Source organism: Streptococcus australis, from assembly GCF_003943615.1.
GTDB classification, from domain to species: domain Bacteria; phylum Bacillota; class Bacilli; order Lactobacillales; family Streptococcaceae; genus Streptococcus; species Streptococcus australis_C.
Window position 1 is genome coordinate 224,381 of sequence record NZ_RJPZ01000001.1, and the last position, 22,797, is coordinate 247,177.

General features: G+C 43.9%; 15 protein-coding genes and 2 pseudogenes. 3 read left to right on the forward strand and 14 right to left on the reverse strand.

The window, feature by feature from the left end:
* Positions 1-270 precede the first annotated feature (270 nt).
* The 4 genes and pseudogenes from D8785_RS01170 to D8785_RS01190 form a co-directional block, all read right to left on the reverse strand.
* A pseudogene (locus tag D8785_RS01170) lies at positions 271-1,035 on the reverse strand (CPBP family intramembrane glutamic endopeptidase).
* Between the two features lie 286 nt (positions 1,036-1,321).
* Positions 1,322-1,996: a potassium channel family protein gene (locus tag D8785_RS01180; protein ID WP_125374200.1), complete on the reverse strand. Its 675-nt coding sequence runs from the start codon at positions 1,994-1,996 to the stop codon at positions 1,322-1,324.
* Positions 1,997-2,005: 9 nt separating this feature from the next.
* A complete protein-coding gene (locus D8785_RS01185; RefSeq protein WP_125374201.1) occupies positions 2,006-3,388 on the reverse strand; it encodes a TrkH family potassium uptake protein in 1,383 nt (460 codons plus the stop codon).
* A gap of 31 nt (positions 3,389-3,419) precedes the next feature.
* Entirely contained in the window at positions 3,420-4,184 is a 765-nt protein-coding gene (locus D8785_RS01190) for a nucleoside phosphorylase (RefSeq protein ID WP_125374202.1), read from the reverse strand.
* Positions 4,185-4,340: 156 nt separating this feature from the next.
* On the opposite strand from D8785_RS01190, the gene D8785_RS01195 reads away from it, so the two are divergent.
* Complete coding sequence (locus D8785_RS01195; RefSeq protein WP_125374203.1) at positions 4,341-7,055, forward strand: DEAD/DEAH box helicase family protein; 2,715 nt, start codon at positions 4,341-4,343, stop codon at positions 7,053-7,055.
* 200 nt (positions 7,056-7,255) lie between these two features.
* On the opposite strand, the gene D8785_RS01205 is transcribed toward D8785_RS01195, so the two are convergent.
* The 4 genes from D8785_RS01205 to D8785_RS01220 all read right to left on the reverse strand — a co-directional run bounded on the left by D8785_RS01205 (position 7,256) and on the right by D8785_RS01220 (position 13,345).
* Positions 7,256-8,293, reverse strand: coding sequence for a zinc-binding dehydrogenase (locus D8785_RS01205; RefSeq protein WP_125374204.1), 1,038 nt, complete (start codon positions 8,291-8,293; stop codon positions 7,256-7,258).
* A gap of 101 nt (positions 8,294-8,394) precedes the next feature.
* A complete protein-coding gene (gene hemH, locus D8785_RS01210; protein ID WP_125374205.1) occupies positions 8,395-9,489 on the reverse strand; it encodes a ferrochelatase in 1,095 nt (364 codons plus the stop codon).
* Between the two features lie 319 nt (positions 9,490-9,808).
* The gene (locus D8785_RS01215) at positions 9,809-12,334 is read right to left on the reverse strand and encodes an ABC transporter ATP-binding protein/permease (RefSeq protein ID WP_125374206.1); all 2,526 of its coding nucleotides are present in this window, start codon (positions 12,332-12,334) and stop codon (positions 9,809-9,811) included.
* 111 nt (positions 12,335-12,445) lie between these two features.
* Complete coding sequence (locus D8785_RS01220) at positions 12,446-13,345, reverse strand: cation diffusion facilitator family transporter (RefSeq protein ID WP_125374207.1); 900 nt, start codon at positions 13,343-13,345, stop codon at positions 12,446-12,448.
* 137 nt (positions 13,346-13,482) lie between these two features.
* On the opposite strand from D8785_RS01220, the gene D8785_RS01225 reads away from it, so the two are divergent.
* Positions 13,483-14,028 carry a TetR/AcrR family transcriptional regulator gene (locus tag D8785_RS01225; RefSeq protein WP_125374292.1) on the forward strand — a complete coding sequence of 182 codons (546 nt, stop codon included), beginning with the start codon at positions 13,483-13,485 and terminating at the stop codon, positions 14,026-14,028.
* A 32-nt stretch (positions 14,029-14,060) separates the two neighbouring features.
* Positions 14,061-14,393, forward strand: coding sequence for a glucuronide permease (locus D8785_RS01230; protein ID WP_125374208.1), 333 nt, complete (start codon positions 14,061-14,063; stop codon positions 14,391-14,393).
* A 63-nt stretch (positions 14,394-14,456) separates the two neighbouring features.
* Here the strand turns inward: D8785_RS01230 and D8785_RS01235 are convergent, their stop codons facing one another.
* The 6 genes and pseudogenes from D8785_RS01235 to D8785_RS01265 all read right to left on the reverse strand — a co-directional run bounded on the left by D8785_RS01235 (position 14,457) and on the right by D8785_RS01265 (position 22,713).
* The gene (locus D8785_RS01235; protein ID WP_125374209.1) at positions 14,457-15,977 is read right to left on the reverse strand and encodes an ABC transporter permease/substrate-binding protein; all 1,521 of its coding nucleotides are present in this window, start codon (positions 15,975-15,977) and stop codon (positions 14,457-14,459) included.
* Complete coding sequence (locus tag D8785_RS01240; RefSeq protein ID WP_123160151.1) at positions 15,970-16,698, reverse strand: ABC transporter ATP-binding protein; 729 nt, start codon at positions 16,696-16,698, stop codon at positions 15,970-15,972. The genes D8785_RS01235 and D8785_RS01240 overlap by 8 nt, the downstream gene beginning before the upstream one ends.
* A gap of 324 nt (positions 16,699-17,022) precedes the next feature.
* Entirely contained in the window at positions 17,023-18,630 is a 1,608-nt protein-coding gene (locus D8785_RS01250) for an alpha-glucosidase (RefSeq protein WP_123160150.1), read from the reverse strand.
* Between the two features lie 68 nt (positions 18,631-18,698).
* Entirely contained in the window at positions 18,699-20,930 is a 2,232-nt protein-coding gene (locus D8785_RS01255; RefSeq protein ID WP_125374210.1) for a glycoside hydrolase family 31 protein, read from the reverse strand.
* Between the two features lie 705 nt (positions 20,931-21,635).
* Positions 21,636-21,974: pseudogene (locus D8785_RS01260) on the reverse strand (DUF4767 domain-containing protein); the annotation flags it as partial.
* A 127-nt stretch (positions 21,975-22,101) separates the two neighbouring features.
* The gene (locus D8785_RS01265) at positions 22,102-22,713 is read right to left on the reverse strand and encodes a DUF1307 domain-containing protein (RefSeq protein WP_023026682.1); all 612 of its coding nucleotides are present in this window, start codon (positions 22,711-22,713) and stop codon (positions 22,102-22,104) included.
* Positions 22,714-22,797 lie beyond the last annotated feature (84 nt).

Genomic DNA, 22,797 nt, shown 5'->3' on the forward strand with positions numbered 1-22,797 from the left:
ACTATTTTTTCATAAAATGGTTAGATAATTTTTTAAAGTCTTTATATATTTTTGAGTCATTTAAACAGAACTAAAACTTTCCGCCGTGAAAAAAGTTCCTGAAACGCAATTGTTTCAGGAACTCGGAATTATTGAGACCTTAGGCTCAATAATTAGTCATGGAACTTCTACGAAGTTCGCTGACGTCCGTACTCACCTTAGGATAGTTTTTAAGAAGACTTTATCTTAAATATGAAACCAGACAAAATGTCCAGTTTTTCAACCATGTTATTAAGTTCCCCAGTTGATTAAAAGATAGAGTATGCTAGAGCCAAACATATCGGCCAAAGCATGCATGAGGAAAAATGGCAAGAGGTTTTTGATCACCTTCTTGTAGAGAACATAGTAGAAGAGTCCATAGATAACTCCGATGACCACTGCCCAAAGCAAACCTTGGTAGGTATGGAAGGAGATCCGAATCAAGATCGAATAAGCTAGCGCCCACCACTTGTACTTCTGATTAACAGATGTCATGACTCCTAAGAAGAAGAACTCTTCATAGAAGCCATTGAGAAAGGCATAAGCAATTGCCATGGGACTAAGCGCTAAGAACTTGTGGATAATCTGCATGGGATCGATATAAGCGAGGAGATTGATATTGAAGTAATCATACTCTCCACTCACCGTTGTCACGATATCCCCAAACAGACCAACGATGGCAAAAATAAAGGGTACCCAAAAGAAGACGGACTATTTAAAACGGATAGGAAGCTGTTTAAAATCAAAATTACGTAGAAGCAAGTAGGTCAAAGCAAGGGCTAATAAGATGATTTGCAAGGTGAAGTTGCTAGAGTATGCTGCGCCATCCGTAGCTGTATTGGCTGTCGTTTCAGTAGTCGCGGTAACGGTTTGAGCAACTGGTTGAAGACTGGCAAGGAAGAGTTCTGTAGACCATACAATAAACTGCCCAAACATGATAACAGTTACTATCGCGATATCATACCATTTGAGCTCTTTTAAAGGCTTTTCAGGTCGTATCAACTTTAAAATTTTCATCTTTCATCCTTCTATTCCCACAAGTGAAGTATTTCTAATGATTCTACTATATAAGAAATAGCTTAAAATAACTTTAATTCTTAATTAGTAATAAAATGGTATCGATAAAGAGGCTGGGACAAAAATCCTAGCCTCTTAATTGTCTTTGGATTGTCGAGCAAGACGCAGTGGTTGAGTGGGCTCTACTACGCTGATTTCATCAGCTTTTACAGTCCTACTCAACTGTGCGGAGGTGGGACGACGAAATCGAATTCTAACGAATGACCGATTTCTGTCCCACTCTCTCTTAGTTCGATTCCTCTAAGAGGTCTTGGATTCTATCCAGATACTGGTTGTCGGTCACCGCCATCACGCGCACGCCTTCTGGCCAGATAAAATCGGGACTAATCTGAATCTGAAGTGGTTGGTCTTCCGCATTTCGATAACCAATAATATTGAGATGGTACTCTTCTCTGACTGCCAAGTCTTGAAGGTTTTTGCCTACCCAGCTAGCTGGCACCGTAAACTCAGCTACCACCACTTCTTCATCCAACTGGAAAACTTCAATCCCGTGCTGGAAAAGAATCATCTTAGCTAGGGACATTCCCGCTTCTACCTCTGGTAGGATGACCAAATCAGCCCCAATTTTCTCAAGGACTTCCTTGGTCACTTCATTCTTGACCTTGGCAATGACGTGCTCGACGCCAAGGGCCTTACAGTGCATGACAGCCAGTACACTGGACTCTAGGTTTTCACCCGTCGCGATGACGACTGTGTCACAATTCCCAATATCTGCCGCATCCAGGAGGTCCAACTCCGTAATGTCTCCAACAATTCCAGTTGTAATCATGGATTCATACTGGTTGATCACATCCTCGTGATCATCAATTGCAATAATATCCACATCCTGGTCCTGCAGCGTTTTTAGGACACTCTGTCCAAAAATTCCTAATCCTAAAATTCCAATGGTTCGATTCGCCATGAGTTTCTCCTATCCGATAATGATGTCTGCCTTGGCATGCTGCAAGGTATCTGCTTTCTTGGCTTGGTAATTGTTCAAGCTGACCATGAGGGTCAAGGGACCGATCCGTCCAATAAACATGAGGACCATGATAATGCCTAGTCCCGCTCCATTTAAGGTCGAGGTTACATTGGCGGTCACTCCCACTGTCGCTAGAGCGGATACCACCTCAAAGACCAAATAAATAAAGCGTTGGCCATCCGGCGTCACCAAACAGATTCCTAATAGCCCCACTAAGAAGGTCAACTGGAAAATCACCGCTGTCCCAAAGGAACGTTGAACAAGGTCCGGTGAAATTGTTCGTTTTCCTAAGTTGGTATGTGGTAGCCCTAACAGTTCCTTCCGAGCCAGGAGCAAGAGGACCAGGAAGGTGGTGATCTTCATGCCCCCTGCTGTCCCGCCTGGTGCCCCACCTAGAAACATCTGCAAGAGATAGATGAAGAGCGTCACTGGCCGGACTGCAGTATAATCTAAGGAGGCAAAACCAGCTGTCCGCATGCTGACGGTTTGGAAGAAGCTGACTAAAATTTTCTCTCCCAAGGGGAGGGCCCCAATGGTTGCCGGATTGTCAAACTCGGTCAAGAGACTGGTTACTGTCCCAAAGAGGAGGATCGCAGCTGTTAACCAGAGAACCACCTTGGTATGGAGGCGTAAGGTCCGCCGTCCTGATTGATTGCGGGCCTTGGTGGCGAGGTCAAACCAGACCATAAAGCCCAAGCCCCCCGTAATAATAAGGGCAGACAAGGTCAGGTTCACCAGCCAATCGGTCTGGAAGCTCATCATGCTATCTACCCCAAAATTATCAAAGCCCGCATTACAAAAGGCAGAAACCGCGACAAAGATGGAGTTAAAGATTCCATGGCCCCAGCCAAAGCGAGGAATGAAGCGAATCATGAGGAGCAAGGCCCCCAGTCCTTCGATGGTAAAGGTGGTAATGAAAATAGAACGGACAAAACGAGCCAAGCTCTGGTTATTACTAAAGCCAAAGCTATCCCGAATGGTCTGCCGGTCCTTGTAGCTGAGCTTTTGACGGCTTTCCATAAAGAATAGACCGATAAAGGTCAAGATCCCCAGGCCACCAATCTGAATCAAGAGCATACAGATCAACTGCCCCCAGGCATTATAGGTCGAAGCCACTGACTGGGTAAAGAGCCCCGTTACACAGACCATAGAGACTGCTGTAAACAGGTGGTCGATATAACCTGCTTTTGAGCTTGCTTGCTGGACAAAAGGCAGACTCAATAAGAAAGATCCGATTAAGATTACCAAGGCAAAGCTGAGAAAGATTCGCCTAGCCGGAGACAGGCTTTTAATCTTAGACTGCCATTGTTTAAAAAATAATTTGACTAACATAGCTTCATTGTATCATAAAAAGTGAATAGACCTACAAGTGATGAACCATTTCTAGGCACAATTCTAAGGCTTTCTCGAATGCTTCAGACCCCCAGTCACGCTGGTCATAATTTTCCAGGTCTGCAAGAGAATCTGCGGTAAATAGGAGCAAGCCCCAAACCGCATCTCGAAGCTGAGCTACTGCCGCAAGTGAGGCGCACTCCATCTCCACCACACTACACCCTTCTTCAATGCGATAGGCTACCTTGTCGGGCGTTTCTCTATAAAAGCCGTCCGTCGACCAAGTCATGACCTCTTGATAGGGAATGGACGCTTGTTTTAGAACCGTTTCAATGGCAGTCAGTGCTCGACGATCCACTTCTATATACCGAGAAGGCGCCACATAATGGTAACTAGCTCCCTCATCTCGCAAGGCCTTGGTCGGAATCAAAAAGGCATTTTCTTCCATGTCCACCAAGACGCCACAGCTACCTGCTGAAATAATCTTCTTCACCCCATAGCCAATCAACCAATCCATGAATTGGGCAGCAGGGGCAGATCCAACTGGCGCTTGGGCCAAGCAGATTTCCTCTCCTTGGTGTTCCATGACATAAACCGGATAGGTCTTGGTAGCTGAGACAAAGCTAGCTACTTGTTTGGCTCCGACAACTTTCGCGAAGCGATCAATCTCATCCTCTAAGAAAGCATAAACGCATTTTTCAGGCAAGTGCACATCGAGCCCCTCATGGGTCGGCATAATGACTGCCTGTGGGTTGTCGTCAAACTCTAAAATAGGAATATCATGCTTATGGATCATCAGCCACCTCCAAACTTGTTTGTAACATTATATAAGTCCATCTAACCTTTGTCAAGAAGAGTTAGCAAAAAGAACTAATTCCCTTCTATAGCAACTCCCTTTCTAATGAATACCTCCAACTATGATATAATGGAGACAGTACAAGGGAGGAAACCAATGTTACAAGAACTAGCCTTTACAGGCCAATGGAGACACTATCAAAAACGCGTTCTCGATAAGAGTGACGCTTTTATGGCGGATGGCCACCTGCATTTGGTAGCAGCTCCTGGCTCTGGAAAAACAACCCTGGGAATCGAATTTATCAGACGCTTTGGCCAGCCAACCTTGATTTTGGCACCTACGGTCACCATTCGTCAACAATGGGTGGACCGGATTATCCAGGCATTCTTGAGTGATGAAAGCCAAGCAGAACAACTGATTTCACAAGACTTAAAACATCCTAAGCTGATTACAGTGGCTACCTATCAGGCCCTACACAGCGCCATGAACCAAGTCGTCGGTCAATCACAATCTGAGGATACCGATGACCAGGCAGAGATTGAAACATTTGATTTCAAAGGCTTTGATATCTTTACTACTTTCAAGGCCATCTCACTTGGGACCCTTTGTTTAGATGAGTGCCACCACTTACGCAATGAATGGTGGAAGAGCTTGGAAGCTTTTCGTCAAGCCTTCCCTGACTTAAAGATGATCTCCCTTACCGCCACCCCGCCCTATGAAGGGGATCCTGCCCTTTGGGATCGCTATATCCGCATGTGTGGTGAGATTGATGAGGAAATTACGGTTCCCGAATTGGTCAAGGAAGAAACCCTTTGTCCTCATCAGGACTATGTCTACTTCGCCTTTCCAACCAAGGAAGAGCAAGAGCAATTGGATGCCTTTAGCCAACAAAAGAATGCTCTCTTGCAACAACTGACTTCCGATCCCCTCTTTTGCCAACACCTCCAAAACTGCCAAGCCTTATCTGGTCAGATCAGCGACGATGAATTGCTCAATGAGCCCAAGTATCTCTCTGCTACCCTGATCTTTCTTCGAAGCAAGGGAATTGACTTTCCCAAACGTTTCCAGGACCTTTTAGGAGCCAAGAAACTACCTGCTTTCACCCTGGACTGGCTTGAAATTCTCCTGCAAGGCCTGCTCTTTCAGGTGCCTCACTGGTACAATCTACCTGAGGAATACGAGAAGCAACTGCTTCATGAATTAAAAGCAGCCAGCTTGATCGATCGAAAACAAGTCAAACTGGTCCGCAACAAAAAACAAGACCTTCTACTCAACCAATCCCTCGGAAAACTTAATGCCGTCCGAGAGATTTTCAAGGCCGAATACCAGGCCCTTGGAAGCCAACTACGACAACTGGTCTTAACAGACTATATTCGTCAAGACTTTGAAGTTCACCTAGGGGACAAGGACGCCCAATTCACTCAACTGGGAGTTCTCTCGTATTTTGAATCCATTCGCAGAGAAAGCCTAGAGATAACGACTCCTCCTGCCATCGCTGTCCTAACAGGTAGTATCGTCATCATCCCGACAGTCGCTAAGCCAAGACTAGAAGAGCTTCTAGGAGCGAACCGACTGACTTACCAAAGTGTCGGCCAATTATCCCCTGATGATTTTCTCAAGGTTCGCTTGGTTGGCTCTCAACATGATTTAGTGACAGCTGTAACCCAACTTTTTCAAGAAGGGATTATCCAGGTCGTCATTGGAACCAAGTCTCTTCTAGGAGAAGGCTGGGATGCTCCTTGTGTCAACTCCCTGATTCTAGCTAGCTTTGTTGGGAGTTTTATGCTCAGTAACCAAATGCGAGGTCGTGCCATCCGAGTGTGGCCCGAAGAGCCAAATAAGACCAGTAATATCTGGCATTTAGTCTCTATCAATCTTTCCCTAAAGAAATGGTATGAAAAGTCAGATCTTGAAAAGGAAGAAATTGAAGCCATCACTGATCAGCTGAAAGAATACAGTCCTGATTTAGAGCTCTTAGAGAGACGGATGAAGCAATTTTTAGGCCTCCATTACAAGGAACCTTTCATCGAATCCGGCATTGAACGTTTGGCCTTTGATCAGATCCGCTATACTAAAAAACACTTAGAAAAACTGAATGAAGAGACCTTAGAGCGCTCCACCCATCGTCAAGAACTCAGAGATGGCTGGCAAAAAGCCCTTCCTATTTTAGAGAATATGGAGATTGCAAATGAGGTCCAAGTGGACAAACACTTCCTACCTCTGGCTCTATTTTTTGATGCTAGAAAGCTGGCACGGTGGCTTACAGCCTGCGCTTTGACCGATGCTTTCGCCAACCTTATTTACTATTCACATAGAGGAGGAAGGAATTCAGCTTCTCTGATTCTTCTCTTCTTCTTAGCTGTTCTCTCACTCCTTGCTTGGCTTCGCTACTATCTCTATAAGAGTCCTTACAAACGCTTAGAGGTCTTTGGCCAGGCTATTCACCAAGCCCTGCTTCTTTCGGGACAGATTCAAACCCAGGAAACCCGCATCCAAGTAGTACGAGACAGAAAGGATGCTATCAACACGCTGATTTATTTGAAGGGCGGAACCATGCGGGAGAAGGAACTCTTTTCGCAAACCATGATCGAATTTTTCGCTCCCATTGAAAATCAACGTTACATCCTGAAAACACAGGAAAAAGTGTCCGATCAGACAGAATATTTTGCCGTCCCAAGCCTCTTTGACAAACGAAAAGAGGATGCACAAGCCTTTCTTGAGCAGATCCGAAAGAGCCTAGGCAAGTATGACCTCGTCTATACCCGGAGCGCTGAAGGCCGTTCTATTCTTTTAGATGCACGCATCAAGGCACTCGCCAACAAACAAGAGCGCACCTTCACCAAGAAGCAAGTGATGTCAGATTTGAAATAAGAGTTCATTTAACTAAAAAGAGGCTGGGACAAAAGTCCTAGCCTCTCAATTGTCTTTGGATTGTCGAGCAAGACGCAGTGGTTGAGTGGGCTCTACTACGCTGATTTCATCAGCTTTTACAGCCCTACTCAACTGTGCGGAGGTGGGACAACGAAATCGAATTCTAACGAATGACCGATTTCTGTCCCACTCTCTTTTCGTTATTCAATCACAATCATAGCCTTAATGGTCTTGCGTTCATCCATATCTTTATAGGCTTGATCAATTTCGTCCAAGCTATAGCTATGGGTGAAGACGCGTCCTGGATTGATGTCGCCATCAAGGACAGCCTTGAGCAAGAACTGCTTGTCATAGGTAGTGACAGAGGCTGCTCCACCTGCCACGGAAATGTTTTGGGCAAAGGTTGATCCAAGCGCACGATTATTATAGTGAGGCACACCTACAAAACCTAAACGCCCCCCATTGTGAAGGACCCCAAGGGCTTGATCGACAGCTGCTGCAGTACCGACACATTCAAGGGCGGCATCTGCTCCTCCTCCAAGGATTTCACGAACCTTGGCAATTCCTTCTTCACCCCGCTCTGCTACAACAGCTGTTGCACCAAATTCCAAAGCCATTTGTTGGCGGTCTTCGTGACGGCTCATGAGGACAATTTGCGATGCTCCTCGCATCTTAGCAGCAATCACCGCACATTGCCCTACGGCTCCATCTCCGATGACCACGACTTTGTCACCCGGTTTCACATCGGCTACACGCGCTGCATGGTAACCCGTCGGCATGACATCTGCTAGTGTCAAGAAGGATTTGAGCATGGCTTCAGTATAATCAGACGGTTGCCCCGGGATTTTGACAAGAGCCCAGTTGGCATAGTCGAAGCGCATGTACTCCGCTTGCACCCCGTCAGACCAGTTGGTCCCAATATGGCGGTCACAAGTCCCATCATAGCCCGCACGACAAGCATCACACTCCCCACAGCCATGGGTGAAAGGGGCGATCACAAAGTCACCCGGTTTGACCGTTGTAATAGCCTCACCGATTTCTTCCACGATCCCAATAGCTTCGTGACCACTATTTTGGTGGCCTGCTTCAATATCTGGATTGCGGTAGCTCCAGAGATCAGATCCACAGACACAGGTGCGAACGATGCGGAGAATGACATCATCTGGTGCTTCGATTTTTGGTCGCTCCACTTCTATTAGACCCACTCGCCCAGCTTTTGTATAGACTGTTTTCTTCATAGGAACAACCTACTTTCTATTGCTTACTTAACTATAGTATACACTTTTTAACAAGAAATCGCTCACATCAAACACTCCCAATTACGGTCATATTTAGTTACTTAATCATATTTTTTTCCATACTTCTTTTCAAGCATTTTCTTAACTAGATATGGCATCTTGACATTCTCTCGACCTTTTTTAGCAATCAATTTTTTGACGAAATCAGGCATCTGAATATCTTTTTCTGCTTCCAAAATCTGACCTGTACTTGAAGGAGCTTCCAACTCATCAAAAGTCTCTAGTTGAGGTTGATAGTCACTATAGTCACCATCTATATGAGACTGAATGGTTGAAAGAAGGGCTTTAATCAAACGAGAATCGCTATTTGGCATAGGAGGACGGTGATAGGCCACACCAAGCTCATGACAAAGCTCCTTACACTCCACATCATTATCAAAAAGAACCTCAATATGCTCACTAATAAAAGCTATCGGGACAAAAATATAGTGGTCAGGGTGTTCCTTCTCATCACGAAGGTATTCTAAGACATCAGGCTTAATCCAAGGAATACCAATATCACTTTCACTCTGCCATGTATTGGTATACTGGTCTTCTTCAAGGCCTAAAATTTCCACAATCAAGCGAGTATTGTCATAAATCTGATCGATATAAGGATCGCCAAAATCAAGTGCCAAAACTGGGACACTATGAGCTGAAAAAATCACCTTATAGCTGTCATCTCTAATTTGATCTAAAATATTTCGAATCTCATCCGCCCAATAGTGGAGAAGTGAAGGTTCTTGGTACCACTCCTTGATAATTTGGAACCTAATCTGCTCACTTTCTAAAAACTTCTCATATCCCATGACAGAATAGTAAGAATAATGGGGCTCTAAAATCAAGCACAAACATTCTTCAATTCCGTCATTCTCCATCTCTTTGATTACATCAGTGATAAAAGGGCGGGAAAATTTATTAGCAAAGTATACTGATGCGTGTTCTCCAAGAGCAGAAGCAACCAAATCCACTTCTTCTCTAGTTATCCTTTGGAGTGGAGTTCCGCCAATTCGTACGTAATTGTCATATAAAGTCTGAATTTCATGTGGTTCAGGACGAACACCACGCCGGATATTCGTGAAAAACTCCGCTACTCCTTCATAGGTAATCTCTTCAGGTGACCCAAAAGTCATCATCAACACAGCTCTTTTACTCATAATTACTCCTTGTTCCACGTTTGTTCTATTTTAGCATGAAAAGGATTTCTTTAGGAAACTCTTTTATAAATCATTTGGAAGAAGAAACTAATTTTCTAGGTAAATACACAAGCTATTAAAAGAAATCATTCAAAGAAAGTGGAACAAATATCTTTTTATGTCCAATCCGATACTGTATTATTCTTTGAAAACAACATCTATTTGAAATGACCATCTTTCATGTAAGGAGAGAAGGTTTGAATCTCTTTCTAAAAATTTCTACACAATAGAAAAAGTGGATAAAGAAACATTTTTCTATCCACTTTATTGTTTACAGCTTCTATTCGCTACGCAAAGATTCCACTGGGTCTTTCTTCGCGGCGATGCGTGAAGGGATGAGACCTGCCAACATCGTTAATACAATCGAAATACCGATGAGGATAAGTGCTGCTTCCCATGGTAATTGTGCCACGTTTTCCACGTTGGTCATTTTAGAAACAACTGCATTGATTGGAATCGTCGCAAGGAGTGTAATGGCGATACCGAGCACCCCGGAGATAAATCCTTCGATGGCTGTTTCGGCTGTGAAGATGCGACGGATGTCTTTCTTCGAAGCCCCCATTGCACGTAGAATTCCGATTTCTTTTGTACGCTCGAGAACCGAGATGTAGGTAATAATTGCAATCATAATTGATGATACGATGAGCGAGATGGCTACGAAACCAACAAGTACGGTTGTAATCACGCCCACCATTGTCGTAATCGAAGACATGATGGTTTGAATATCATCGGAGTAGGAGAGCACTTTATCGTCTTCACCGGCGTCTTTTTTGGCCGTGTTATAGGCGTTGATGAAGTCCTTCAACTCTTGTTTTTGTTGGAACGAAGAGGTGTAGAACTCGATGGCAGCCGGTTTGGATTTGTCGATGACACCCAATTTTGCGAGGTTTTCCTCGTAAGTGGCAGCCGAGTTTTCGTTGTATTGTTGGATGTATTGCGCTTGTTGTTCAGGCGTCAATTTTACCAACTGGATTTTTTCTTCTTCGGTTAAATCAGCCGAATTGAATGGTTTTGGATCTTTGGCAAATTCTTTTCCAGTAAATACATTAATGGTTGGGTTGGCTTCTTGCTCTTTTACGATGTCACTGTTTTGAATTTGCTCAGAAGTGTAATCGATAAGGGCGCTTGTATAAGCCACACCGCCAGAAGGAGAGTTCACACCCGAACTGGTGCCTTCTTTTTGACGGAGAACGCCGACGATTTTAAGCTCGAGACCATTCTCGATTTGTGTCTTCATATAGGCTTCGTCGTCAATTTTATTCATCCATTGGTTGTTCTCTTTCACGAAGCGGTTTGTGTTGACAACGGCTTTAAATGTTTTTCCGATGAAATCCTTATACTGATACGTTTGTGATTTGAGTTCGTCGAGTTTCTTCACATCGTTCAATTCGCTAGGGTCTTTAATGCGTAAGCTATAAAGGAGCAGGTCACTAATTTGGTTCTCTTCATCCACGATCAGGACGATTTCAGATTTATCCTTTGGAAGACGACCTTCTAGCACGTCATATTGCACCTTAAGCATCTCCTCGTCACTTGAAAGTTGGCTCCAATAGTCGATATTTTGCAAGTAGCCTTTAATCGTTTGGTTCGCCGTATCAACTTCGCCCGCTAGGTTTGACGGAAGAATACTCTTTGGACCGTTGGAGGTGTCACTAGCATAAATGTACGGTTGTAAATTGTATTGGTAACGAATGTCTTTTGTAAGGGTTGAGACTTTGGAAGCGTGTTTATCCAAGTAAGTCTTGAAGGAAGCGAGGTCATTTTTCCCTATTTGTTTTTTCAATAGATTCGTTAAAAGCGTATTGACACCTAGTTCGTTTTTATCCCTATACGGCTTTTCGCTCAAGTCTGGTGAGGTTGCCATAAGATTACTCTGGTTCTGCTCGCTAATTGTCAATGGCAAAGAGACGAGAGTGTCTTCTTGCACCTTTTTTACGTAGTCGCTCACACCGTTCGAGAGGGCTAGAATAAGGGCAATCCCGATAATCCCTATAGAACCAGCAAAGGCTGTCAGGAATGTCCGACCTTTCTTCGTCAATAAGTTATTAAACGAAAGGACTAAAGCTGTCATAAAGCTCATCTTTGTCTTCGTGAACTGAATGTCGCCTTGTTTGGTTTCTTCTGTAGGATCATACGGATTCGAGTCGCTTAAGATACTTCCATCTAATACTTGTACGATACGAGTGGAGTACGTCTTTGCCAGCTCCGGGTTATGCGTCACCATGATCACCAGACGTTCCTTAGCGATGTCTTTTAATAATTCCATGATTTGAAGGGAAGTCTCAGAATCGAGCGCTCCAGTCGGTTCGTCGGCTAAAACTACTTTTGGATTATTGACAAGAGCACGCGCAATCGCGATCCGTTGCATTTGTCCCCCAGACATTTGGTTTGGTTTCTTATATAAGTGGTCTTTCAATCCAACGCGTTCGAGCGCTTCGATGGCACGCTTCTTACGTTCCGCTTTGGAAACACCAGAGAGGGTCATCGCAATCTCGACGTTTGAGAGTGCCGTTTGGTGGCCGATGAGATTATAGGACTGGAAGACGAATCCGATGGTGTGGTTTCTGTAGCTATCCCAATCGCGGTCTTTAAATTGCTTTGTTGATTTTCCTTGGATGAGTAAATCACCCGATGTGTATTGGTCGAGTCCACCGATGATATTTAACAAGGTGGTTTTCCCTGAACCCGATTGCCCGAGAATTGAGACGAACTCATTTTCACGGAAGCGAATCGAGATATCTTTCAACGCGTGAAACTCTTGATTCGCTGTATGATAAACTTTTGAAATATGTTGTAGCTGTAACATATGCTCGATCCTTTCAGAAATATGAGTAGTATATCACAATTTGATTTTAGAATCAATATATTAAATAGATAATTTCTAAAATGTCCTCAACAAAGGAATAATAGATTTCCATTAATGCTGGTGATGATCATGTCCGCTCTGACTCTCTATGGCATGGATATCCCGTTTATGGCAGGCATGACTATCTTGATCGCTATCCACTTCAATGGTAATATTATGAAAGCCAATGTGCTTTAGATGATGACGGATAGCTGTTTTACTCGCTTCCATGTCTTCTATCTGCTTGAGACAAACATGGACAATGGCGTTTTTTTCCAAACCATCCATGGTCCAGAGATTAAGCTGATTCACACTAGCCACATACTCCAATTTCTCCAAATCACTCTTGATCTTCTTGATATCCACTCCTTCAGGCACAGCATCTAAGAAAATCTTAAGCGTAGACCAAAAACGTGGAAGGGCTTTTGATAAGATAAAGAAGGAAATGACAAGGGACAAGAGTGGATCAAGGAAATACCAGTCCGTATAACGCAAAATAATTGCGACGACAATTACAGCTAGCCAACCCAGTGTATCCTCAAGGAAATGGAGACTCAGGATGGATTCATTCTTGGTCTGCCCCTTCCGGACAATGAGGCTAGCCATTAAATTGATAGCAATGGCGATGACGCCCAACCAGAGCATGCCCTCATGATCCACTACTTGGGGCTCAATGAATTTGCTGATATTTTCTAAAATAACGAGAGTGGAACCGGTAATGAGGATGACTGCCGTCAGGATGGCACCTAAGAGACTAAAACGCTTGTAGCCCAAGGTATAGCGACTGTCCTCCTCTCGGTTAGAGATACTTTCTAGAAAAGCAGAAATGCCAATAGCCAAGGCATCTCCCAAGTCATGGACGGCATCCGCTAAGATCGCACTGGAGGCAAAGAGACCACCAAAGATAAATTCGATAATGGCAAAGCTAAAATTTAAGAGAAAGGCTAGCCAAACGGCAAATTTTGAACTCAATTTTTGACCTCCTTTAGTATATGGTATAATGGGAATAGATGATTCTCTCACTAGTATTATCCCCCACTCTATTTAGAAAGGATAGAAGCAAACCGTTCTCTGTGTACGTTATTGAACAGTTTGTTCAAATTGTCTATATGAGCCAAACCGATCGACGAATTGCTAAAACAAAAAAAGCGATCTATACAGCCTTCTTACAACTGTTAAATAGCAAAGGCTACCAAGCGACGACTGTTCAAGATATTATTGATCTGGCAGATGTGGGACGCTCTACCTTCTACAGTCACTATGAGAGCAAGGAGCTCTTGCTAGACGAACTCTGCCACTACCTCTTTCATCATTTATTTGAACGAGAAGCTCATGTCTCGGCAGAAGATTACTTGGCTCACATCTTTCATCATTTCCGAGAAAACCAAGATCACGTGACCAGCCTCCTCCTATCTAAAAATGACTATTTTCTCCGTCAACTCCATAAGGAATTAGAAGCCCATGTCTTTCCGATGGTGGCGGATGATTTAAAAACAGCCCATCCTAGGATTCCCACTTCTTACCTCAAGCACTTTGTCGTTACTAACTTCATCGAAACTCTGACTTGGTGGTTGAAAAAAGGGAAATCTTGTAACGAGAAAGAAGTTGTTAGCTTCTATTTAGACGTCATGGAAATGACAAGGAAACAAAAATAACTCATCATTATTCTAGCTAGAAAGGTAATCTTATGAACCTCCTTATTCTTCTTGGTATTTTTACAGCCTTCTTAGCCCTTGCTTTTGCTCTTCTTCATTTATTAGCCAGCCTTTCAGAATTAAGAAAGGGCAAGAACACTCTAGGAAATCGGCTTCTCCTTATCGGAAGCAGTCTTGCAACCTTATCTCTCATCCTCTACTTCTTTTTGCCAATTGTCGCACTATCTCTTTGGATGATTGGCTGTGGCTTGATTTGCTATGGAGCCTATTGGAATGGCAAGCACAAAGAAAACTTCCATCTAGCCCATCATGTCATTCGGATTGGAATCGCTCTGGTACTTACTATCTTGTTAGCCTTAGTATGAAAAAAAGGATCTTTTGATCCTTTTTTTCATACTCATAAATTAAGCTAATACTCCTTTAAAAATCTATTTCTTGATCATCTCTTCCTGAATCAAAAAATCACGCGCTACTTGATTAGCCGACTTGCCTTCCACACCGACTTGGTAGTTGAGCTGGCTCATTTGATCTGCTGTGATTTTTCCAGCCAGTTTATTAAGAACAGCCTCCAATTCTGGATGTTTTTCGAGTAATTCAGCTCTCATGAGTGGGGCCCCTTGATATGGAGGGAAGAGTTGCTTGTCATCTTCGAGGACCACGAGGTCATAGCGAGCAAGCTCGGCATCCGTTGAGTAGGCATCTGTTATCTGGATATCACCGGACTGGATAGCCTGGTAGCGAAGGGCCGGCTCCATGGTGGATACTTGTAGATCAAGACCATAGACCTTCTGCAAGCCCTTGTTCCCATCTTCTCGATCATTAAACTCTAGCGTAAATCCCGCCTTGAGTTGTCCTTCCACCTTTTTCAAATCGGAAATGGTCTTGAGGCCATACTCTTGGGCAATTTTCTTAGGCACTGCGACAGCATAGGTATTCTGATAAGCCATGGGTTTGAGCAAGACCAGATCGTCTTGTTTCTTGATCCCATCTCGGGCCGCTTGATAGACTGCTTCTGGATCATGACTGACTTGCGGCGCCTGCTTGAGGAGACTTTCGGTCACGGTCCCTGTAAACTCTGGATAGATCGCGATATCCCCTTTTTTCAGAGCTTCATATAGGAAGGTGGTCTTGCCAAAATTTGGCTTGACGGTCACTGTCATGTCCGTGTTTTCTTCGATCAAAATCTTGTACATATTGGCTAGAATTTCAGGTTCTGGACCTAATTTACCAGCTATGACCAGGTTTTCTTTTTTCGGTTTGGGAAGAAGACTTGGTGTATAAGAAGCTCCTAATCCAATAACTAGCACAGCAAAGGCCGCAAAGATGGTCCGCAATTTGGCATTTTCCATCCATTTGAGAAGCAGGTTAAAGGCGATGGCTAAGAAGGCAGAAGACAAGGCCCCAATCAAAATCAGACTGGCATTATTGCGGTCAATCCCCAGAAGGATAAAGGAACCAAGTCCCCCTGCTCCAATCAAGGCAGCAAGGGTAGCCGTCCCGATAATCATCACAGCTGCTGTCCGAATCCCAGACATGATGACGGGCATGGCCAAGGGAATCTCAAACTTCTTGAGTCGTTCCCACTTGGTCATCCCAAAGGCGATCCCTGCTTCTTCGAGGCTTGGGTCAATCCCTTGCAAACCGGTAATGGTATTTTGAAGGATGGGGAAAAGGGCGTAGATAACCAGAGCTGTCAAGGCCGGAAGCGTCCCAATCCCCATGATGGGAATGAAGAGTCCCAAAAGGGCCATGGAAGGAATGGTCTGGAAGATTCCAGCTAACTGTAGGACCCAGTTGCTCGCTCTCTTGCGACTACTTAAATAAATAGCCAGTGGAACAGCTAGAAAGATAGCAAGGAGCAAGGTCAGTAATGACAGTTGCAAATGTTGTCCCAGTGCAGTGACCCAGTCTCCAAAGCGTTCTTGGAAGGTTGCAAGTAGTTTAGACATGGTGAACACCTCCAAATAAATCCGCAACAAAGTCGTTGACTGGCTGGGCTAGAATGGTCTCAGCATTCGCCACCTGTACAATCTCTCCTTCTTGTAGAACCGCAATCCGATCGCCTAATTTCAATGCCTCGTCCGTATCATGAGTAACGAAAATAGTCGTCATACCAAATTCTTTGTGCAAGTCTTTGGTAAGAGCCTGTAGCTGCTTGCGAGAAATAGCATCTAAAGCTGAGAAGGGCTCGTCCATCAATAGAATCTTTGGTTCTGCAATGATGGCCCGCACAATACCAATCCGCTGTTGCTCCCCACCTGATAACTCGCTTGGTAAGCGATGAGCATAATCTGTAGCGGGCAGACCCACCTTGTCCAAGAGTTCTTCTGTTTTAGAGGCAATTTGTTCCTTGCTCCAGCCCTTCATTTCAGGAATGAGAGCAATATTCTCAGCGACAGTTAGGTTTGGAAATAGAGCGATGGCCTGAAGGACATAACCGGTACTGAGACGTAACTCTCGTTCATCATAGTCCTTGATGCGTTTTTCATCCATATAGATATTGCCATCTGTCGGCTCCAAAAGCCGATTGATCATCTTAAGCATGGTGGTTTTTCCAGATCCTGAAGGTCCTACCAAGACCATAAATTCTCCCTGCTCAATACAGAGGTTGACGTTTCTAAGAACCTCTTTTTCAGTGTAGCCTAAGGCTACATGTTTGTATTCAATCATGTTCTTCCTCACCATCTTCTTAAAAGCTAAGATTCTTATCTCACTTTTTATAAGAGTGTAATCATTATCATAACATTGTAATACTAGATATTACATCTGTCAACGATTTTGATTTGAAATTATATATAAGAAAAAGAGGCTGGGACAAAAGTCCTAGTCTCTCAATTGTCTTTGGATTATCGAGCAAGATGCAGTGGTTGAGTGGGCTCTACTATGCTGATTTCATCAGCTTTTACAGCCTTACTCAACTGTGCGGAGGTGGGACAACGAAATCGAATTCTAACGAATGACCGATTTCTGTCCCACTCTCTTTTCTTACCTTCATTAGGCCAACTTGACACAGAAGGCATCCCAAGGGGCTAATTTGCCGAATTCAAGCACTTGCTCTACCTTGGTATTGGCAATGATGACCTTCTCAACTCCATTAACCAGCGGTAACTCTTGCTCTTGGCTTGAAAGATTGACAACAACCAAATAGGCTTGCTCTCCTTCTACCCGCTTATAGGCAAAGACCTTGTCTGCTGCGTCCACCAATTCATAATGAGCCGTTACAAGCCAAGGCTGCTCTTTTCGTAAGGCAATGAGAGCTTGGTAGGTATAGAATATAGAGTCTGGATCTGCCAGGGCAGCCTCTACATTGATCTCTTTATAGTTTGGGTTGACCGCAAGCCATGGACGACCTGTCGTAAAGCCAGCTTCTGCTTCATGATTCCACTGCATCGGTGTCCGTGCATTGTCCCGACCAATATGGCGGATTTGATCCATGATCACTTCAAGCGGTAGACCTTTTTCTAAGGCTTCATGGGCATAGTTGATTGACTCGATATCTTCTACGTCCTCAAGGGTCTCAAATGGATAATTGGTCATCCCAATTTCTTCGCCTTGATAGATATAAGGAGTTCCCTTCATCAAGTGAAGCAGAATAGCCAAAGCCTTGGCAGATTTGACCCGATAGTCGCCATCATCCCCCCAAGTGGACACAATTCGTGGGAGATCATGGTTGTTCCAAAAGAGCGAATTCCAGCCTTCTTCTGTCCCCAATTCTGTCTGCCACTTGGTGAAAATTTCCTTCAATTTAGGCACATCCAATTCCTTGGCGTAGTACCATTTTGGTTGCCCTGGTTGGTATTGAAGACCGATGTGTTCAAATTGGAAAACCATGGACAATTCTTGATTTTTTGGATTGGAATATTGCTTGGCAATCTCAGGTGTCGCCCCCCACGTTTCCCCTACCGTAAGCAAATCCTTGTCTCCAAAGGTAGCGCGATTCATCTCTTTCAAGTAAGGATGGAGCATGGGACCATTACTGATGATTTCCTGATCTGGGATCTTGCCGATCATATCGATGACATCCATACGGAAGCCACCAATGCCCTTGTCAATCCAGAAATTCATCATGTCATAAATCTGATGACGAAGCTCCTCGTTTTCCCAGTTGAGGTCTGGTTGCTTCTTGCTAAAGTTATGCAGATAATATTGACCAGAGGCCTCATCAAATTCCCAAGCAGAACCACTAAAAGCAGAAATAATACCATTTGGCTCATCCCGCCAAATATAGAAATCCCGCTTAGGGCTGTCTGGATTTTCACGCGCTTCGATAAACCAAGCATGCTCATCAGAGGTATGGTTGACCACCAAGTCCATGATGATTTTGATCTTGCGCTTATGGCCTTCTGCGATCAATTCTTCCATATCTTCCATCGTCCCAAAGATGGAGGCAATACCCTCATAATCTGAAATGTCATAGCCGTTATCATCCATGGGACTCTTGTAGACCGGCGAAAGCCAGATGGCTGTAATCCCTAATTTTTCTAAGTAGTCTAACTTGCTTGTGATCCCTTTGAGATCTCCAATCCCATCGCCATTACTATCCTTGAAACTTTTGGGATATACTTGGTAAATTACGGCATTATGCCACCATTTTTGTTCCATTTTTTCTTCTCCTTCATGCTTATGAAATCACTTTCATCTTACAAAAATAGGGGTGAAATTGCAAGAATTTACAAGTCTTCATTCTCTTCACTGGAATAAATCACTTCAAAGAGACGTTGACGCAAACCTTCCTCTAAAGGCGTAATGATCTTCATCAACTGTTTCCAATCCTTGGCTGTTGAACAAGCCACAAACAATTCATTCTTCCTATCGTAGGCCAGGTTGGCAGATTTCAAGAGCTCAAACATCCGATCTTCTTTGGCAGTAGGACGCGATTGCAACACACCCATCGCAATCTCCTGACTGTGATTGTCCACTAAGATAGGGGCTGTCTCAAAGGTATGGAGGAAGAACCGGTGCTGTCTCTTTTCAGGAAGCAGCGTTAGATCACCTGTTAAATCCAGCCTAATCTTTCTTTCATCCCAATTGACAGTTAGGCGGGTTTCAACCCGGTTATCTCCTTCTCCTTCAACGAGTACGAAGGAACGATTGTCACCTGGGAAGAGATGCCAGTCCAGCATTTCTGGAAGCTCTACCCCTGTCTGCGGTTGTGCATCCATAGGGATGATGGCTCCTGCACGCGCAAAGACCGGAATATCCTGGCTAGCTCTAAAGACTGTGAGTTTGCCTTTTCCTTCGTACTTCCAATCATGGAAGAAATCATACCATACTCCTTCTGGGAACCAAACACTCACAGAAGCACTATGATAGACAGGATCCAGAGCCTCTGTAATTGGCGCCACCATGAGTTCACTGCCAAAGAAATATTGATTTTTAGCCTCATAAGCATCTTCTTGGTTTGGATAATGGTAATAAAGGGGTTGAACCAAAGGCAGTCCTTCTTCATGCGTCGCCACATTCATGGTGTAAAGATAAGGTAGTAAGCTGTGGCGCAGGCGCAAATACCGCTTCATCAAGCGACAGGTCTCAGGCGAGTAAAACCACGGTTCCTTGCTGTTAAAGGCATTACAAGAACTATGGAGACGATTGATCGGGCTGAAGACCCCAAACTGCAACCAGCGAAGAGCCAAGTCTTCATCATAGTAACCCCGCATATGGCCACCAATATCGTGACTCCACCACGTGTAGCCGATATTTGAAGCTGTGCTGGTAAAATAGGGTTGAAAGGCTAGGGATTCCCAAGTCACAATGGTATCCCCTGAAAAACCGATTGGATACCGGTGGCTTCCAGGCCCCCCATAACGTGATAAGATGAGACCAGCTTGACCTGTTCGACAATTGTCTAGATAATGATAATGATTTAACAACCAAAGTGGATCCATCTTGCCATGACTTCCCTGTTGCCAATCAATCCACCAAAAGTCCACTCCTTGATCTTCTAAGGGATGGTGGACATCTTCGAAATAGGCTTCACGAAAGGCTGGACTATAAAAGTCAAAGCTGGCTACTTCTTCCTTTTCAGTATTGAGTCCCAAGCGATTTGCGACCATGGGATAAGCATCCTCGAAGGCTCGAATTCCGTCTGCTGGATGAACATTCAAGGTCACCTTTAAACCACGCTTATGCAAACCATGTAAGAAGGCAGCTGGATCAGGAATCAAGTCCCGGTTCCAACTATAGCCCGTCCAACCACTTCCAAAGCGAGCAGGAATCTCCGTCTTGTGCCAGTCCATATCGATCACGCTGACAGCTAGAGGTACCCCTTCAGCCTTGAAACGATCCATCAAATCTGTGTATTCCTGACTGGTATAAGGCCAATACCGGCTCCACCAGTTTCCCAGAGCATATCGTGGCAAGAGGGGTGGCTGTCCCGTCAGATGGTAAAAATCTTTCAAGGCCCCTAGATAATCGCGCCCATAACCGAAGAAATACAAATCCACTTCTGGACATGACCGTGCTCTAAATCCGCTTTCGACATCATACAAATAAGAAGCAGAATCGTCCAAAAGAGCATAGCCTGCTTTGCTTAAAATCCCATCTTCCAACTCCATAGCTCCATCGACCTCATCGAGCGTCCGACTGGTCCCCTTTAAGGTCTCAGGCCGATCCCCATAGTGCCATCGGCTACCATAGACTGCATACTGGCCCTTGAGTTCGATAAAAAGCCGATCCGGTGCAAAAGGTCCCTTTTCAAAATGAAGGTGGAGATGCTCCGTATGCAGATCGAGGACCTCTTCGGTCTCTGTGATCTCACAAGAAACTGGTCCAAAATCTCTATCTTGCACAACTTGCGTCTGTCCATCCTCAAAAACACCATTCTCTGAATATTCCAAGCGCACCAAAGATTCCGTTAACACGGAGATTCGGTAGTGCTCTCCAACTATCACTGGTCCTGCCATTTGTTTTTTCTCCTCTTTTTATAAGGCATCTAACTTGCCCATCTTTTCATCTACTTCGTTCTACTGTGTAAGCGTTTACGATTTTACTATAGCACTCAAAAAAAGGCCTGTCAACACTTGACAAAGCCTTTCCTAAAATTTTATAAGATCAACTTCCCCAATTGATCAAGAGATTCTTGACGACCTTGAGGACGGACGTTAGGTGAAATTATCCAGTGGATGATTTCAGCAATCCAGGAAGTTCCATGACTAAATCAAGATACAAAGGGCGTCTGCGGATAAAGTCAAAATAGGGAGCTGGACAGAAGCACTGTTGTATAGGATTGCTTCGTTGTCCTGCCCCCACAAGGCTAATTAGGATTCTTCCGAGCTAAAAGGTGAGAGAAGAATTCAATCAGCTACTGTGTCTTGGATTTAGTACTAATGTATTTTGCGCTTTTGACACGGTCCGCAGCCCGTGTTCAATTAGTTTTAAGCCACTTCGCTTTTTAATTTATAGTCTTAAAACTCCCGAGTGTTTGAAACAATCATGTTTCAAACACTTTTCTCACAGCGGATTGTCGAGCAAGACGCAGTGGTTGAGTGGGCTCTACTACGCTGATTTCATCAGCTTTTACAGCCCTACTCAACTGTGCGGAGGTGGGACGACGAAATCGAATTCTAACGAATGACCGATTTCTGTCCCACTCTCTCTATTATGATTGACTATTCTTCTTCCACCAAACGTTTAAACTCCGTTTGAATTTCTGTATTTTCTGTTGGTTTTAAGTACATGACTCCACCATTAGTCGTCGGTGAATGAAAGACAATCGTTTCTCCTGTATTGGTTATCGCAAAGAAGTAACTATGAACATCCGGGTATTTATCCCAATTGCTATAACGCTCTACAATTCGGTACTGGGCATTACCGAGACCTGTATCCGTATACTCGGCATTCATTTTCTCACTTGGTCCATCATCCCTAAGTGTATAGAGATGGTCAGCCCCCACATCTCCTCCTGCGATCCCCTTTTGGTAATTGGGTTGACCAAGTCTTTCCCCCCAGTTCCATTAAATTTCTCCGATATCCTCCTGCTCTAACAAACAAAGAGACCTTCATAACAAAACACCCCAAAAGTTAGTTTTTCTGTCTAACTTTTTGGGGTGCAGAACCGCTTAGAATATTAAAACATTATTTTTCGACCATACCACTGTTAATGAGACTTTCTTTCGTCACAGAATAACTAACTGTACTGTCATTTAGAGGATTAAAGCCTGGAACGATTTCTTTTAGCTTTTGCAAATCGATTTTCGTGTAATCAATTGTATTGTAGATATAGAAGATACCGTCTTTGTATTCGGAAGTTAGTTCAAATCCATGCCCCATCAGATCTTTGAATTTTTCTTGGCTTATGGCAACGGCTTCTTTCATTTCTTCAAGAGGGTTATCTCCATCCATTTTTGAAATATTATAATCATCAACCTTTTCTTGTACTAATAAAGTATCTCCCTTGTAATACAAGGTTACGGTTGACTTACCTGCTTCATCACTCGTTTCAAGGACTGTTTTTTGAGCACCTGCTCTTGAGTCCTCTTCTTTAACCTCATCAGTTGATGAATCTTTGGTCTTTGTTTTAGTTGATGAATCTTTGGTCTTTGCTTTAGTTGATGATTCAGTTGTCGCTTTCGTCGTCGCTTTAGTGGACGTTTGAGCGGTAGATTTTGGGTTCTCTTTTGGCGCACAAGCAACTAAGAGAAGACCAGCTGACAATAAGATGGCTACTGTTTTTACAGTTTTATTCATTTTGAATCCCTCACTATTTTATGATGTTTAAGGAAATGACTGACGTCTGAAACAAGTCATTTGGCAAGAACAACTCTAGATATA